The following is a 16,299-nucleotide window of genomic DNA, read 5'->3' as shown; positions in this document are numbered from 1 at the left end:
GGCTGCGCGGAGGGACCCACGTGAGGGAATGTGGGTGTACACCTGAAACAAAAGGTGCGCAGCGGGTGCATTGGAGGAATATACAATGAAAAAAGCAGTCTCTCTCATGATGGCCGCCGCCCTGACGATGGGCCTGGCCGCCTGCGGATCTTCCGCTTCCACGGATACCGCAGCATCCACCGCTGACACCGCCGCTTCCAGCAGCGAAGCCGCCGCCGACAGCACCGCCGCTGCGGATGGCAAGGTCTACAACGTCGGCATCTGCCAGCTTGTCCAGCACGAGGCACTGGACGCCGCTACGCAGGGCTTCAAAGACGCCTTGACCGAGAAGCTGGGCGAGGGCAACGTCAAGTTTGACGAGCAGAACGCCTCCGGCGACTCTGCCAACTGCGCCACCATCGTGAACGGCTTTGTTTCCAATAATGTGGATTTGATTCTGGCCAATGCCACCGCACCGCTGCAGGCTGCTGCACAGGCTACCGCAGACATCCCGGTGCTGGGCACCTCTGTCACGGACTACGCCACGGCGCTGGATATCAGTGGCTGGACCGGCACGGTCGGCAACAACATTTCCGGCACCTCTGACCTTGCGCCGCTGGACCAGCAGGCTGCTATGATTCAGGAGCTGTTCCCGGACGCCAAGAATGTCGGCCTGCTCTACTGCAGCGCCGAACCGAACTCCGTCTACCAGTGTGACGTCATTGAGGGTTACCTGACCGAGGAGGGCTACACCGTGGCCCGCTATGCCTTCACCGATACGAATGATGTTACCTCTGTGGCACAGACTGCCGCTGACAACTCTGACGTTATCTACATCCCCACGGACAACACGGCAGCCTCCAACACCGAGGCCATCGCCAACGTGGTCATTCCCGCCAAGGTTCCTGTAGTGGCCGGTGAGGAAGGCATCTGCAACGGCTGCGGCGTTGCTACGCTGTCCATCAGCTACTACGATCTGGGCTACGCCACCGGTGAGATGGCCGCCAAGATTCTGGCCGAGGGTGCAGACGTCTCCACCATGCCGGTTGAGTATGCACCCAACGTTACCAAAAAGTACAACGCTGCCAACTGCGAGGCCCTCGGCATCACGCCGCCGGCTGATTACGTGGCCATCGACTAAGACGAAAGCAGCAGTAAAAAAACATCATAACAGCGAGGAAGGGGAGTGCTGTTCTCTTTCCCCGCTGTTTTGGTGCCTATGAAATGAGGATGTTTTATGGATTTCCTGACCTCTTTGATAAACTCCATGCCCGGTGCTGTGGCACAGGGTCTCATCTGGGGCATTATGGCCATCGGCGTCTATATTACCTACCGTATTCTGGATGTGGCCGATTTGACCGTTGACGGCTCTCTGGGCACCGGCGGCGCGGTCTGTGTTGTGCTGGTTCTGAACGGCGTACCGGTGGGTGTGGCGCTTTTGGCGGCTACGCTGGTCGGTATGCTGGCAGGCCTGGTCACAGGTCTGTTCCATACCGCCTGCGGTATACCGGCTATTCTGGCCGGTATCCTGACACAGCTGGCGCTCTACTCGGTCAATCTGCGCATTATGGGTACCGGCACCGGCGGCGGTAAAGCCAACCTGCCTATCAGCGTGGACAAGTACAGCCTGCTGGTTTCGGCCCGCTATGTGCGTGCGCTGGCAGCGAATAACCCGATTATTGTACTGGTCATTTTCTGCGCTATCCTGATTGGTGTTCTGTACTGGTTCTTCGGCACTGAAATGGGCTGCTCGCTGCGTGCCACCGGCGCAAACCAGCATATGGCCCGCGCACAGGGCATCAACACGAATGTCACCATTGTGCTGGGGCTGATGGTTTCCAACGGTCTGGTTGCACTGGCCGGTGGCCTGCTGGCGCAGTATCAGGGCTTCTCGGATATCAATATGGGCCGCGGCGCAATCGTTATCGGTCTGGCGGCGGTCATCATCGGCGAGGTTATCTTCAGCAAAATCTTCCGCAACTTCGCACTCAAGCTGCTGGCGGCCGTCATTGGCGCTATCATCTACTACATTGTTATGAACTTCGTGCTGCGCATGGGTCTGTCCACCGATGACCTCAAGCTGCTCACCGCACTGGTTGTGGCTGTATTCCTGACCATTCCGTACTGGAAGGGCAAATACTTCACCAAGACGCCTGTGAAAAAGGGAGGCAAGGACAATGCTTGAAATCAAAAATGTGTACAAGACCTTCAACGCAGGCACCGTCAATGAAAAGGTGGCACTGAAGGACCTGAACCTTACGCTGGAGGACGGTGACTTTGTCACGGTTATCGGTGGCAACGGCGCGGGCAAGTCCACTATGCTGAACGCGGTTGCGGGTGTCTGGCCGGTCGATATGGGCAAAATCATCATTGACGGACAGGACGTGACCCGCCTGTCGGAGCATAAGCGCGCCAAGTACATCGGCCGCGTTTTTCAAGATCCGATGATGGGCACGGCGGCAACCATGCAGATTGATGAAAATCTGGCGCTGGCAGCCCGCCGGGGTCTGGCCCGCACGCTGAAAACCGGCATCACCAAAAAGGAGCATGAGGAATATTATGAGCTGCTCAAAACGCTGGATTTGGGGCTGGAAAACCGTATGACCAGCAAGGTGGGCCTGCTCTCCGGCGGACAGCGTCAGGCGGTCACGCTGCTGATGGCCACCCTGAAGAAGCCCAAGCTCCTGCTGCTGGATGAGCACACCGCGGCCCTTGACCCCAAGACGGCGGCCAAGGTGCTGACCCTGTCGGAAAAAATCGTGGAGGAAAACCACCTGACCACCCTTATGATTACCCATAATATGAAGGATGCCATCAAATACGGCAACCGCCTGATTATGATGTATGAAGGCCACGTCATCTATGATGTGCGCGGTGAAGAGAAGAAGAACCTACAGGTCAGCGATTTGCTCAAGCGCTTTGAGCAGGTGAGCGACGGCGGCTTTGCCAATGACAGAATGCTGCTCTCATAAAATGCTTTGCCCGGGAAAATTGCCTCCCGGGCTTTTTTGTAATAAAATTGTAATTCGTGACAATTTTTTGAAAACGGTGTTCAAAGCTCTGAAAATATGATATAATTCCAAGTATGTATACTAGGTGGGATATGGCCTGTGGCCAGCTCCCCATTCACATATCAAAGGAGGAGGCTTTCCTATGAGCCGCGAACGTCAAGAGGAAAGAGTTGGCCTGAGCCCTATACAGCGCAAGGCGTGTGTGGTGCTGGCCCTTTGTGCACTGGCACTCATTTTAAGTATTTTGGTGGCGTGGGTGCTGCCGGGCAAGCTAGGGCTTTTCGGTGGCTCCAAGGATCCCTATGACCCGGAGGCATTCCCGCTGGATACCACGTTGGACTGCATCCTGCCGCAGGCCTCGGCGGATGATGCCTACATCACGGCCAGTGTCTTTGCGGGCGACCAGTATGCGGTCAGCCTGCAGAAGGACAGCCGCATTACCTTGAACCAATTTGTCGGGCAGGAGGGATTGAAAACCGCAAAGGCTCTTTCCACCTCCTGCGTGAACTTCGCCTCGGATTCCAGCACTTATACCATCGTGCAGGCCATCCCGAAGATGAAGGCACGCCGCGTCTTTGTACAGCTTGGTTCCAATGATGTAGACGGCACGGTCAGTGTGGAGTCCTACATTGCGGACTACAAGCAGTTTTTACAGAGCATCCGGTCCGCCTATTCGTACTGCGATATCATTGCCGTGGCGGTGCCCCCGGTGAAGCAGGACAGCACTGATGCCGCCCAGATTCAGACCTACATTGACCAGTTCAATCAGGCGCTGGCCGCGGCCTGCAGCGATTTGGACGTCAAGTACCTGAACACCGCCGAGGTGCTGAAAAACAGCGACGGCTACGCGGAAAGCACGTACTTTGAGGGCAGCGGCTACAGTGCCTCCGGCGCACGTGTTGTGCTGGAATACGCCAAGAGCCACGCTTACAACACAATGGACAGCCGCCCCGACACCAGTGATATTCCGCAGCGTGCTTCCCAGTCAGTCGGCGGGAATACGGCTGAGCCGACAGCTACCCCGGAAAAGCTCACCGCCAGCTATGAGGTGGAGGACGCGACCAAGGGCACGCTGACCGGCAACGGCCAGACCGGCGTCTCCAGCCTGGAGATTGAGGCAGCCTCCGGCACCAGCGTCAACGTTACGGCCGTGGCAGCGGAGGGCTTCGTGTTCTACAAATGGAGCGACGGCGTCACCACGGCGACCCGCTATGACAACATCACAAAGGATATCTCCGTCAAGGCTATGTTCAACGATGCCCGCGTGGAGCTGACGCTGGATAAGGCGGACACCACCATCAAGAAGGGCGAGAAACTGACCATCAACGCCTCTGTCAAGCTGGGCGGCAAGAACTATGACGCTACAAACGTCCAGTGGTCCGTCAACAGCGAGATGGAGCAGAACGGCAGCAGCTTCACCTTTACCGGTGACAATGCGGGCAGCTACACCATCAAGGCCGGGATTGAAATCAACGGCACCTTCTCTACCGCGCAGCTGGTGGTTACGGTGGCGGCTGACCCCACAACCGTGAATATCAGCGGCAGCAACACGCTGACCGTCGGCCAGAGCACCACCCTGACCGCCACTGTCACGAACGGCAATGGCGATACCGTCTGGGGCTGTGAGGAAACCTCCTGGCGTATGACCGGCAATCAGGTTACCTTTACCGCCAACGAGGCTGGCACCTACCACATCCACGCGGTCAACAACAATGTGGATGCCGTCTTTACGGTGACCGTAAGCCCGGCACCCACGCAGGCCCCGACACCGACCCCGGCCCCGACACCGGAGTCGACTTCGACCTCGACTGACCAGCATGCGGGGGAATGATTTTACAGAGGTAAGAAAATGGCAATTTATACCTGTGTCCTGCTGGACATTGACAATACACTGCTGGACTTTGACGCTGCGGAGCGTCAGGCACTGACCGATATGCTGGCAGAGTATGAGCTGCCCCACGATGAAAATGCCTGCGCGGTTTACCACAAGGTGAACCGCGAGCTGTGGGATTCTCTGGCCAAGGGCCAGCTGAACAAGCAGAAGCTGTTCCAGATTCGTTTTGGCCGCTTTATGCAGGCCATGCAGCTGCCGGACAACGGCAAGAGCAAGGCAATGAATGACCGCTATGAGGAGCTGCTGGCCACCCATGCCGACCTGCTGCCGGGCGCCCTGACCGCCCTGGAGGAGCTGGGTGAGGTGGCAACGCTGGCTATTGTGTCCAACGGTGCCCTTGCCGTGCAGGAGTCCCGCATTGCGGCCTCCGGCATTGGCCGCTATATGGACGGCATCTATATCTCAGAGAAGGTCGGCGCAGCCAAGCCGAGCGCCAAGCTGTTTGAGCACGCCTTCCGCGACCTTGGCATCACGAACAAAAGCCGTGTGCTGATGGTGGGTGATGACCTGCTGGCAGACATCAAGGGCGGCCAGAATGCCGGGGTGGACACCTGCTGGTTCAACCCCAAGAACGAGGAAAATAAATCCGGCATCACGCCGAAGTATACGGTCGGCTCCTATGAGGAGCTGTACCGCATTGTGATGGAACCGGAGGAACTGGAAAATCTGGGCGTGCGCAACCGCCGCCACAGCAACGAGGCTCTGCTCTGAGCAAGGCAGGGGTATACTGCCGCTGCCCATACGAAAGGCAGCGGCATCATTTTGGAATAGAGGAACGTACCGTTATGTTGTTGGAACTTCAAAATTTAGGCAAGAGCTTCGGCGAACACGAGGTACTGCAGGATGTAAATGCCGGTGTGGAGCGCGGTGACCGCATCGGTATCATTGGTGCAAACGGCACCGGAAAGACCACGCTGCTGCGGATTCTCTGCGGAGAGTGTCTGCCAGACGCGGGCGATGCCGCCTTTGGAGCCGGGGTGACCACCGGCTATCTGGAGCAGAATGCCCGGCTGGACCCGGCGCTGGATGTTTACGCCACGATGAAGCTGGTATTCACCCCGGCGCTGGACGCCATGCAGGAGATGGAAGCGCTGCAGAAGCAGCTGGCAGCCGCCCCGCATGATGCCGCCCTGGCCGAGAAAATCGCCCACTGCACAGCGGTCATTGATGCCATGGATGCCTACAATATGGACACCCAGATTAAAAAGGTGCTCAACGGTATGGGCTTTCCGGCACAAACGTGGACAAAGCTGGCGGGGGTGCTTTCCGGCGGCGAGCAGACCCGCCTGCGTCTGGCGCGTCTGCTGCTGGAACGCCCCGATTTGCTGATACTGGACGAGCCGACGAACCACCTTGACCTCGAGACAATGGAATGGCTGGAAAGCTACCTGAAAGCTTACCGCGGGGCGGTGCTGGTTGTCAGCCATGACCGCTATTTTCTGGATTCCGTCTGCACCCGCATCTGGGAGCTGCGCGGAAAGACCATCAAGACCTACCGCGGCAACTACTCGGCGTATCTGCCGCAGCGTGAGGCCGCCGATGAGCGCCAGCAGAAGCTGCATGATGCCGCTGTGGAGAAGGCCGCAAAGCTGCAGGACTACGTTGACCGCAACCTTGTGCGTGCTTCCACCACCAAGATGGCCCAGAGCCGCCGCAAGCAGCTGGAAAAGCTGGAAATTGTCGAGGCCCCCACAGCGGAGGCGTGGGAGCTGAACTTCCGCTTTGAATATGACATTGAGCCGTATGATGAGCTGGTCATTATGAAAAACCTGAGCGTGCGTATCGGCGAACGCACCTTGATTGACGCGCTGGACTACGTGGTGCACCGCGGGGACAAGCTGGTCATCGCGGGGCCCAACGGCGCGGGTAAATCGACCCTTTTGCAGGTGCTGGACGGCAAGCGCCGCCCCTCCGGCGGTATGGTGCGGCTGGGCAGCGGCGCCAAGCCCGGCATCTTCACCCAGCAGCAGGCCCGCCGGGCCGGACGCGTCATTGACGCTATCTGGAACCAGTATCCGCGCTTTACTGAGCTGGAGGTGCGCAGTCATCTGGCGCGCTTCGGCTACCGGGGCGAGGAGGTTTTCAAGGACTGCGCTTTGCTCTCCGGCGGCGAGCTGGCCCGCCTGCGCTTTGCAGAGCTGGCGCTGGAACGCCCGAACCTGATGTTCCTGGATGAGCCGACCAACCATCTGGACATTTATATGCGCGAGAGCTTGACGCAGGCACTGGCTGCCTACACCGGCACGCTGCTGCTTGTCACCCATGACCGTTACCTGATGCAGACACTGGGCTGCCCCATTATGTATCTGGAGGACGGTAAAGCGTCGTTTTACCCGAACTTCGCCGCGCTGCAGAACCGCGAAAATGGCAAAACGCAGGAGCAGCAGAAAACCGAGGAGACTGCCAAAAAGCAGGCCTACGGACGAGAGCAGCGCAAGCGCCGTGCCGAGGTGCGCGCTCGTCTCAAGAAGGTAGAAACTGAGATTGAGGAACTGGGCGCGCACATTGTAGAGCTGGAAAACGAAATCAATGACCCCGAGGTGCTGCGCGACCATCTGCTGCTGCGGGACAAATGCGATGAGCTGGACGATACGCGCTTTCACCAGCAGGAGCTGTATGACGAGTGGGAAAAGCTGGCCGAGGAGCAGGAAGGCTTTGAAAACGAGGGTGAATGACCGCGTTTTACCGTTCTGTAACTTGTATTCCTGCAAAAAAACGCTATACTATAGGGTTAGCAAGAAAATATAGGAAAGGAACGTAAGGCGGGTAGAACACATTGCAGACCACCATTATCGTAGCAACGCATAAACCGTACTGGGTGCCGGATGACCCCATGTATCTGCCGGTACAGATGGGACACGCCATCCACCCGGCTATCGGCTATATCGGCGATGACACCGGCGAGAATATTTCGGAGCGAAATGCCAATTTCTGTGAGCTGACCGGCCTGTACTGGGCAGCACACAATATAGATTCTGACTATATCGGTATTGTGCATTACCGCCGCTATTTTGCCAGCCGCAGAAAAAGCCGCTTTGCCGCCAAAAAGGATCGCGTCATCAGCCATGAGGAGCTGTGCTCCATTCTGGCTACAACCAACGTTGTACTGCCGAAGGAACGGCACTATTTCATTGAGACCAACTATACCCAGTATATCCACGCCCATCACAAGCGGGACTTGACCGCAACCCGCGCCATCATCGCACGCAAATGCCCGGAGTATCTGCCTGCGTATGATATGTATATGTCCAAGACGCATGGCCACCATTTCAATATGTTTGTCATGAAAAAGGAGCTGCTGCAGCATTACTGCACGTGGCTGTTTGACATCCTGTTTGAGCTGGAAAAGGAACTGGATATGACCGGCTACACCGCAAATGACCGGCGTGTTTTCGGCTTTGTGAGTGAGCGCCTGCTGGATGCGTGGCTGACTACAAACAACATCAGCTTTGAGGAGCTGGACATCGTCTATATGGAGCACCAGAACTGGCTGCACAAGGGCACAGCCTTCCTCAAGCGCAAATTCTTCCCGAAAAAAGATGATTGATGCAAAGGCTGTCACGGCAGTGGTCGTGACCTATAACCGCCTGCCGCTGCTCAGGCAGTGTCTGACGGCGCTGCGGGCGCAGACCGTGCAGGGCTTTACCGTGCTGCTGGTAGATAACGCTTCCAATGACGGCACAGCGGACTATATAAAAGCGCTGACCATGCCGGGGCTTATCTACCACAACACCGGGGAAAACCTCGGCGGCGCGGGCGGCTTTGCCCGCGGCCTTGAAGAAGCCGTGCGCCTTGGCTGCGAGGCGGTCTGGATTATGGACGATGACACCCTGCCGGAGCCGGACGCGCTGGAAAAGCTGCTGGAAGCCGATGCGGCCAGCGGGGACTACGGCTGGCTGTCCAGCCGGGCTTTGGCCCCGGACGGTACCGACCAGCCGATGAACCTGCAGCGCAAAACAATGTATAAGGACATCGACAGCTTTGACGCGTCTGCCGTTCCGGCGGTGATGGCGAGCTTTGTCTCACTGTTTTTGCGCACCCGGACGGTGCAGCAGTTTGGGCTGCCTATCGCGGAATTTTTTATCTGGTCCGATGATTGGGAGTACACCCGCCGTATTTCCCGCGCAAAGCCGTGTTGGGTCATTCCGGCCAGCCGGGTGGTGCACGCTATGCAGAACCCCGGTGTTGTGAACATTGCGCGGGATGTGCCTGCCCGCTGGGCGCGCTACCGTTATTTTTACCGCAATGATGTTGTGCTCTACCGCCGGGAGGGACTCCTCGGCTGGCTGTGGCTGCTGGCAAAGGACGCCTGGCACACGGTGCAGGTTCTGCGCGACGGGCAGGGCAGCCGCGCTGAGCGTATTGGCATCATCTGGAAGGGCTTTGCCGCGGGGGTTCGATTCCACCCGCAGATACCATATGTATCATGAATATTACGGAACAAATTTGTCATAAAGCGGCACGCTTTGATGCGGTGGCCTTCGATGTGTTCGACACGCTGATTAAGCGCGACACAGCTACCCCCACGGCGCTGTTCCGCCTGCGGGGCGAGGCCTTTTACAAGGTCCGCGTCCGGGCAGAGCAGGAGGCACGCGCCGCAAAGGGCGGCGAGGTGACGCTGGCCGAAATCTACGCCCGCCCCTGTCTGGCGGGCTATGACCCGGCCGAGGAGGTAAGCGCAGAGCTTGCCGCCTGCACGGCGTACCGCCCTGTGCTTGCCGCCGCGCAAAGGCTCAAGCAGCAGGGAAAACGGCTCTACTATATCTCAGATATGTATCTGTCGCACACACAGATTGACACCATGCTGCGCCGCTGCGGCTATACCTTCTTTGACGGCGGCTTTGTCTCCTGCACCTACGGCGTGCAGAAGCGCAGCGGAAAGCTGTTCCGGCAGTTCCTGCATGAGACGGAGCAGGACGCAAAGCAGGTGCTTTTCATTGGGGATAGCTGGCGCGCCGATGTGATTGGTGCGGCTGTGGCAGGCATTGCGGCGTGGCATCTGCCTACGCCCGAAGCACCCGGAACAAATCTGGCCGCCTTTATCGAAAACCGCCTGCCGATGCAGAAAACGGCGGGGGAGGCACTGGGCTTTTCCGTGTTGGGGCCGTTGTGCGTGGCGTTCAGCCAATGGCTGCACCGCTGCCGGGCAAGCCGCCCCGACGCGGCGGTACACTTTCTGGCGCGGGATATGTACCTGATGCAGAAGGTCTACCGCACCCTTTACCCGGGGGAGCAGACCGACTATCTGCAGGTTTCCCGCCGCAGTCTGGCCCCGGCCTTTCTGGCGGCGAGGGAGTTTGCCTGCGTGCAGGCTGCCCTGCCGCGCCAGCTTCTGACTGGAAAGCAGCTGGCGGATTTTTGCGGCACGGTCTGCCCGCCTGCTGCGGCTGCAGGGCAATTTGACCTGAAGCACCCGGACGGGGCAGAGCTGTATGAATTTCTGCGCAGTCTGCCGCGCCCGGAAGCGGCTGATACAGCCAAGGCATATCTGCAGGGCAGGAGACTGCGGCCCGGCGATATTCTCGTGGACATCGGCAGCGGCGGCACAACACAACTGCTGCTGGAAAAGCTGCTGCACACCAGCCTGCACGGCCTGCAGCTTTCAGCAGATGAGCGCCTGCGCACGCGGTTCACCCCGGAAAGGGCGGAAGTGTTCCTTTTCTGCGGGGAGGCTGCGCCGCGCATCTACTGGGCAGGGCAGCCCATGCTGGAACGGCTCCTTTCGGAGGATGCCGGGGCCACACTGGGCTATACAAAAACCGGCGGGGTCATAATAGCTCCGCACACCCCGGAGCCCATGTTGGCGGAGGTGCAGCGCGGTGTGCTGCACTTTGCTGCAGCGTGGCGGGAAAGCATCCTGTCTGGCCAGCCCATTTCTCCCAAACAGGCCGTTGCGCCGTTTCTGCGGCTGGTGGAAAGCCCGACTGCTTTACAGCTTGCGCTTCTGGGCAATCTCACCGTTGAGGATGGCGGCGTCTACCCGCTGGCCGCACCGCAGAGCGTGGGGCATTATCTAATCCACCCCGGCGAGGCCAAGCGGGATTTTGCGGCGGCGCGGTGGAAAATCGGCTACCTGAAGCGGCTGGCCCCGCTGCCGTTGCCTTATGGCAGGCTGTATCTCACATTCAAGAAATAATCTGCGGAAAGGAGCGCGGTGCATGGCAAAAATCAGTGTAATCATCCCGGCCTACAACGCGGGGGGAACCCTGCGCGCCGCGGTGGAATCCATCCTTTCCCAGCAGGTGCCCGGGCTGGAGATTATCATTGTCAATGACGGCTCCACCGACAACACCGACAGCGTGTGCCATGCGCTGGCACACGAAAATGACTGCATCCACATCATCACCCAGAAAAACTCCGGCATCTGCGCCGCACGCAACCGCGGGCTGGAGGCGGCGGGCGGTGAGTTCATCGCCTTCTGTGACGATGATGACCAGTTCTGGCAGGGGGCACTGAAGCTGCTTTTGCAGACCGCCGAGGATACCCACGCGGATATTGTGCGCGGCGGCTATGAGCTTTTGCGCCAGCGCCGGGACGGCGGCTTTGCAGAGCAGCCCCATCCCGCCGGAACAGCCTGCTCAATTGAAATAGGTGAGCCGGGCCGCGGCGGGTACGGCGTGTTTTTGCAAAACAGCGGCCCGCAGTTCGTCTGGAACGCGCTCTACCGCCGCACAGCTCTGCTGGGGCTGCGCTTCAATGAACGGTGCAGCTATGGGCTGGAGGATTTCGTGTTCAATGCCGCCGCGTACCGGCGCATAAGCCGGGCGGTGTACATCCCGCAGGTGGTCTACCGGCATTTTGAAGGCGCACAGAGCACCTCCTGCGCACGCACAACGCAGGCGATGCTGGGGCGCATCCGGGCATTGGAACCGTGGATGGAGGCCGAGTACCACGCGGCCCAGCGCTGGTGCGGCCCCGAGGAAATGCAGGCGGTGTGGAAAAACCGCCGCGCTCAGGCGGTGACCTTTTTAATGCACCAGCTGCGGGATGCCCACGCCCCCGGCGTGCTGCGCCGCAAGGCGTGGCGCACCCTGCGCGAGGTGCTGGCACCCTATCCGGGCGGCCTGCTTGACCTTCTGCATGATGCGAAGCACACGAAAAAACAGACGATCGCACTGCTTTTATATCAGATGCGGCTGCAAGACCTGTATGATTTGCTGCCGGTCAGAGAGGACTAGCTATGAAAACAATTCTTGTTACCGGCGCGGCGGGCTACATCGGCCGCCATGTGGTAAAAAATGCACTGGACCGCGGCTATAAAGTCATCGCGGCGGATTTCAACTTCAAGGGCGTGGATGAACGCGCCGAATTTTGTGATGTGCCGCTGTTCAGCGGCGACCCGGATTTATACCGTAAGTTGGGCAGCCCGGATGTCTGCATCCATCTGGCATGGAGGGATGGTTTCCGCCATAACTCCAGCGCCCATATGAAGGATTTGTCCAGCCATGTGGTCTTTCTGAACACCCTGATTGACGGCGGCTTGAAGGACTTGAGTGTTATGGGCACGATGCACGAGGTCGGCTACTGGGAGGGCGCTATCAACGAGAGCACCCCCTGCAAGCCGCAGAGCCAGTACGGCATTGCCAAAAACGCCCTGCGCCAGAGTATGATGTTGACCCTTGCAGATTCCCCCTGCAAGCTGCACTGGCTGCGCGCTTACTATATCACCGGGGACGAGGCGCACGGCAGCTCGATTTTTGCCAAGATTGCACAGGCAGAGCTGGATGGAAAAAAGACCTTCCCCTTTACCAGCGGCAAGAATCTCTACGATTTCATTGACGTGGACGAGCTGGCCAATATGATTGTGGCCGCCAGCGTGCAGGAGGAGATCAACGGCATTATCAACGTCTGCACCGGCAAGCCCATGAGCCTGGCTGACCGTGTGGAGAAGTTCCTGCGCGACAAAAACTATACGATTAAACTGGACTACGGCGCCTTCCCGGACCGCCCCTATGACAGCCCGGGCACCTGGGGCGACCCGGCCAAAATCAACCGGATACTGGCCAATGACACCTACAAACCTCAACAGTAAGGAAAAAACGCAATGAAACGATTGGGCATCTTTTTCTTCTATGAAAAAAATGGCGATGTGGATGATTTCATCACCTACTATCTTGCTGACCTGAATAAGAACCTGACCGATTTGGTCGTTGTCTGCAATGGCAAGCTCAGTGAGCAGGGCCGTGCAGCCTTCTCCCGCTTTACGGACAATATCATCGTGCGCGAGAACAAGGGCCTGGATGTCTGGGCGTACAAGTCGGCGCTTGACTCCTACGGCTGGGCAAGGCTGGCCGAGTTTGACGAGATTGTCATGACGAACTCCACCTTGATGGGCCCGGTGCGCCCGCTGCAGGAAATGTTCGACGCCATGTGGGAAAATCAGGATTTGGATTTCTGGGGCCTCTCCATTCATCACGGCGCACAGTCCAACCCCTTCAAGGGTAAGCACCTGTATGACTATCTGCCGGTGCACATCCAGTCCCATTTCATCGTCTACCGCCAGCGCTTTGTCAGGAGCGCTGAGCTGCAGGCCTATTGGGACAATATGCCGATGATTGAAAGCTACACCGACTCCGTGCAGCGGTATGAGGCGGTTTTCACCAAGCAGTTTGAGGATAAGGGCTTCAAGTGGGATGTCTACGTCAAGACCGACGATTTGAAGGACTTTACAGACTATCCGCTGCTTGTCTGCCCGACACTTTTGCTGCGTGAGAAGAAATGCCCGCTTTTCAAGCGCCGCAGCTTTATGCACGAGCTGGAGGCCTATCTCAACGATACGGCGGGGGAGCCGGTGCAGGAGCTGTATGACTATCTGCGCACCGAGACGGACTATCCCATTGACCTTATCTGGAAGAATATGATCCGCACGATGCACCCGCATGATTTCACCCGCAATCTGGCGCTGACCCGCATCATTGCGCCCACCGTGCAGGATACCGCTATGGTGCAGGACATTCGCAAGAACCGCCGCATTGCGCTGGCGATGCACCTGTATTTTATGGATATGCTGGATTCCAGCAAGGCATTTGCGGCCAAATTCCCGCCGGAGACGGATGTTTTCATCTCGACCAGCAGCGCCGACAAAAAGCCGCAGATTGAAGCCGCTTTTGCGGATTTGCGGGTGCACAGCGTCACCGTGACTGTGGTGGAAAATCAGGGCCGCGATGTGGCCGCCTTCCTCTGTGATCTGGCCCCCCAACTGCGGGAATATGACTATGCCTGCTTTATGCACGATAAAAAAGCCATCCAGACAAAGCCCGGCAGCGTGGGTGCCAGCTTCGGCTATGTCTGCAATGAGAACGTCTGCAAGAACGCCGCCCATGTGCTGAACGTGCTGTGCGAGTTTGAAAAAGACCCGTATCTCGGCATCCTCTGCCCGCCGTTCCCGACCCACGGCGTGTATTTTATGAATATGAGCTCCGGCGGCTGGGGCCCGAACTTTGAGAACACCAAAAAGCTGATGAAGGAGCTGGGGGTGGATGTGCCCATCAGCGGTGAAAAATCGCCGATTGCGCCCTACGGCAGTGTGTTCTGGTTCCGCCCCAAGGCGCTGGCCCCGCTGTTTGACCACGGCTGGAAGCATACGGATTTCCCGCCGGAGCCGCTGCCGCAGGACGGCACCATCAGCCACGCCATTGAGCGTGTCTATCCGTTTGTGGCGCAGGGGGCAGGCTACTACCCGGCGGTGGTTATGAGCCAGAATTACGCCGTGACCCGCAATGATACAATGCAGGCCTACGCCAACGGTCTGATTCGCCCGCTGGCCCGCGTCTTTGAGTGCACGACCTTCTATAACGCCAGCAGCTCGGCGGTGGATTTTGCCTGCAAAAAGCACCACCTGTTCAGCCATTACGGCCCATATTCGGCCAGCAAACGCCGCCATGCGCGCAACTGGCTGCGGGATAATCTGCCCGCGGGCTCTTATAAAGTGATTATCAGCACAAAGCGCGCCATCCTTGGCCCGCACCACGGCCCCTATGAGGACTGACACGCCGATGAAACGACTGGTCATCTATTTTCATTATGACCCGGCAGGCCGCATTGACACAGCCTGCCGCGTTGCTGTGCAGGCAATGCAGAAATATGCAAGGGTCATCTTTGTCACAAACGGTACGCTGAACCCGGCAGACCGCGTCTGGGTGCGCCAGTCCGGCGCAGGGCGTATCGAGAGAGAAAACACCGGCTTCGATGTCGGTGCCTACCGGGAGGCGCTGCTCTCACTTGGCCGCGAGGAGCTGGCCGGGTATGAGGAAGTCATCCTGATGAACTATACGCTGGCGGGTCCGGTCTGCACGCTGGAGCCGATGCTGGCGGCGATGGACGCCCGCCGGGAGCTGGATTTCTGGGGGCTGACACGCCACTACGCGATGAAAAGCGCACGGTTCGGCGGCAATGTGCTGGAGCATATCCAGTCACATTTTCTCGCCCTGCGCCCGCGGCTTTTCAACAGTGAGGATTTCTGGCGCTACTGGCAGGAAATGAAGCTGCCGGAAAGCTATGAGCAGTCGGTCATCTGCCACGAAACGCGGTTTACACCGTACTTTGCTGCCAAGGGCTATGTCTGGGATACCTATGTGCAGACGGACGATATGAAGGACGTCTTTGTCAATCCCATTATGGCCTGCCCGAGGGAACTGCTGCAGAACCGCGGCTGTCCGTTTTTCAAGCGGCGCAGTCTTTTCACGCCCTATGCGGACGAGCTGCGCCGCACGGACGGTATGGCGGCGCGGGAGCTGTGCGGGTATATCCAGTCAGAAACGGATTTCCCGCTGGATTTGCTGGTGGTATCGCTGCTGAAAACGCAGCCGCTGGCGGCGCTGGCACAAAATCTGCATTGGCGCTATCTTGTGGAAAAACGGCATACTGCACCGGCCGACCCTGCCGCGCTGGGGCTGAAGCTCATCCGCTATGAGCTGCCCGCCGCGGACCCGGTGACAGACTGGTACAACCAGCAGGCCGCCGCCGAGGCGGATGCTCTGCTGGGCGAGGCCGCCGCGTGGTTTGAAAAAGAGCCGCTCCTGGGCATCCTGAGCCCCTCGGTGCCGCTGTATGCGGGCTGTACGTCAGCCCGCCGCGCACAGTGGCTGGCGGCATTGCCCGCACTGAGGGAAAAAGCACCTGTCCCGGTGGATGAGGCACCCCTGCCCGCGCCCAACTGCGGTTGGATGCTGGTGCGCGAATCTGCCTTCCCGGACGGAATCCCGGAATGTAAAACCCAGCTGGATGCGTGGCGGCTGGCGCTGACGGCGCAGGAAAACGGTGCGTATGCAGCGCCGTTTGAGACGGCGGCGCAGGCAGTGGCCCGCGCAGATATCCTGAACGCCTACGAAACCGCCGCCGCCCGGCCCGCCGATGTGGCAAAGCAGCTGGGACGGCTTATCAAGCACAGACTGCAAAAATAAAAGGGGAGATACC

13 protein-coding genes are annotated in these 16,299 nt (G+C 58.7%); all 13 read left to right on the top strand.

What is annotated here, in order from left to right:
* The first annotated feature begins 85 nt into the window (after positions 1-85).
* The 13 genes from NE623_RS01810 (at position 86) to NE623_RS01750 (ending at position 16,286) form a co-directional block, all read left to right on the top strand.
* Positions 86-1,120: an ABC transporter substrate-binding protein gene (locus NE623_RS01810; RefSeq protein ID WP_256270914.1), complete on the top strand. Its 1,035-nt coding sequence runs from the start codon at positions 86-88 to the stop codon at positions 1,118-1,120.
* A gap of 96 nt (positions 1,121-1,216) precedes the next feature.
* Positions 1,217-2,164: an ABC transporter permease gene (locus NE623_RS01805; RefSeq protein ID WP_256270915.1), complete on the top strand. Its 948-nt coding sequence runs from the start codon at positions 1,217-1,219 to the stop codon at positions 2,162-2,164.
* Positions 2,157-2,951, top strand: coding sequence for an ABC transporter ATP-binding protein (locus NE623_RS01800; protein WP_256270916.1), 795 nt, complete (start codon positions 2,157-2,159; stop codon positions 2,949-2,951). The genes NE623_RS01805 and NE623_RS01800 overlap by 8 nt, the downstream gene beginning before the upstream one ends.
* Before the next feature lie 181 nt (positions 2,952-3,132).
* Entirely contained in the window at positions 3,133-4,821 is a 1,689-nt protein-coding gene (locus tag NE623_RS01795) for a GDSL-type esterase/lipase family protein (protein ID WP_256270917.1), read from the top strand.
* Positions 4,822-4,839: 18 nt separating this feature from the next.
* Positions 4,840-5,595: a YjjG family noncanonical pyrimidine nucleotidase gene (locus NE623_RS01790; protein ID WP_256270918.1), complete on the top strand. Its 756-nt coding sequence runs from the start codon at positions 4,840-4,842 to the stop codon at positions 5,593-5,595.
* A 74-nt stretch (positions 5,596-5,669) separates the two neighbouring features.
* The gene (locus NE623_RS01785; RefSeq protein WP_256270919.1) at positions 5,670-7,559 is read left to right on the top strand and encodes an ABC-F family ATP-binding cassette domain-containing protein; all 1,890 of its coding nucleotides are present in this window, start codon (positions 5,670-5,672) and stop codon (positions 7,557-7,559) included.
* A 101-nt stretch (positions 7,560-7,660) separates the two neighbouring features.
* A complete protein-coding gene (locus tag NE623_RS01780) occupies positions 7,661-8,431 on the top strand; it encodes a DUF4422 domain-containing protein (protein ID WP_256270920.1) in 771 nt (256 codons plus the stop codon).
* Positions 8,424-9,314: a glycosyltransferase family 2 protein gene (locus NE623_RS01775; RefSeq protein ID WP_256270921.1), complete on the top strand. Its 891-nt coding sequence runs from the start codon at positions 8,424-8,426 to the stop codon at positions 9,312-9,314. The genes NE623_RS01780 and NE623_RS01775 overlap by 8 nt, the downstream gene beginning before the upstream one ends.
* Positions 9,311-11,020, top strand: a complete 1,710-nt coding sequence (locus NE623_RS01770; RefSeq protein ID WP_256270922.1) for an HAD family hydrolase — start codon at positions 9,311-9,313, stop codon at positions 11,018-11,020. The genes NE623_RS01775 and NE623_RS01770 overlap by 4 nt, the downstream gene beginning before the upstream one ends.
* A gap of 22 nt (positions 11,021-11,042) precedes the next feature.
* Positions 11,043-12,062 (top strand): glycosyltransferase family 2 protein, encoded by a 1,020-nt coding sequence (locus NE623_RS01765; protein WP_256270923.1) that lies wholly within the window; start codon positions 11,043-11,045, stop codon positions 12,060-12,062.
* Positions 12,063-12,064: 2 nt separating this feature from the next.
* Positions 12,065-12,916, top strand: a complete 852-nt coding sequence (locus NE623_RS01760; RefSeq protein ID WP_256270924.1) for an NAD-dependent epimerase/dehydratase family protein — start codon at positions 12,065-12,067, stop codon at positions 12,914-12,916.
* 12 nt (positions 12,917-12,928) lie between these two features.
* Positions 12,929-14,872, top strand: a complete 1,944-nt coding sequence (locus tag NE623_RS01755) for a rhamnan synthesis F family protein (RefSeq protein WP_256270925.1) — start codon at positions 12,929-12,931, stop codon at positions 14,870-14,872.
* A 7-nt stretch (positions 14,873-14,879) separates the two neighbouring features.
* Entirely contained in the window at positions 14,880-16,286 is a 1,407-nt protein-coding gene (locus NE623_RS01750; protein WP_256270926.1) for a rhamnan synthesis F family protein, read from the top strand.
* Positions 16,287-16,299: the final 13 nt, after the last annotated feature.

Source organism: Gemmiger formicilis (assembly GCF_024462815.1).
In the GTDB taxonomy this organism is placed as follows: Bacteria; Bacillota; Clostridia; order Oscillospirales; family Ruminococcaceae; genus Gemmiger.
Note: the sequence above shows the minus strand (reverse complement) of the source record. Positions and strands in the feature narration are given on the sequence as shown.